Origin of the sequence: Modestobacter altitudinis, assembly GCF_005930475.1 — a bacterium.
Lineage (GTDB): Bacteria > Actinomycetota > Actinomycetes > Mycobacteriales > Geodermatophilaceae > Modestobacter > Modestobacter altitudinis.
In genome coordinates, this window is sequence record NZ_SJEW01000153.1 from 1 (window position 1) to 420 (window position 420).

General features: G+C 30.2%; 1 protein-coding gene. It reads right to left on the minus strand.

Features of this window, described 5'->3' with window-relative positions; all coding sequences use genetic code 11:
- Nucleotides 1–420: AAA family ATPase (locus FHL79_RS26685; protein ID WP_218938610.1), on the minus strand; the 420-nt coding region annotated here is incomplete at both ends.

Consider the following 420-nt stretch of genomic DNA (forward strand, 5'->3'; position numbering starts at 1 on the left):
GGTTTTACCAGTACCAGGTCCTCCAGTTAATAACATCACTTTAGAATTCATCGCTGTTTGTAAAGCTTCTCTTTGTGATTCGGCATAGCTGACGTTGTTTTTATCTTCAATATCTCCAATTTCTAACAATAGTTCCGAAGTTTCCATATCTTTTAATTTCTTCGTATACGTAAAATTACGATAGAGATTTTGTACACTTTTAATTTCTGAGTAATACAAACTTGGAATTGCAAACTTGTCCTCTTTTTGTATTAATTTAGTATCATTAACGAGTTGCTCAATTTGTGCTTCAATTTGATTTCTTTCTATTTCTTCTGCTGGTGGATTTGATAACATATCTTGTACATTATCTATTAAAAATTGACTTGGCAAATAAGTATGTCCTTGTTTAATACACTCTTCTTCTAATTGATATAAAAT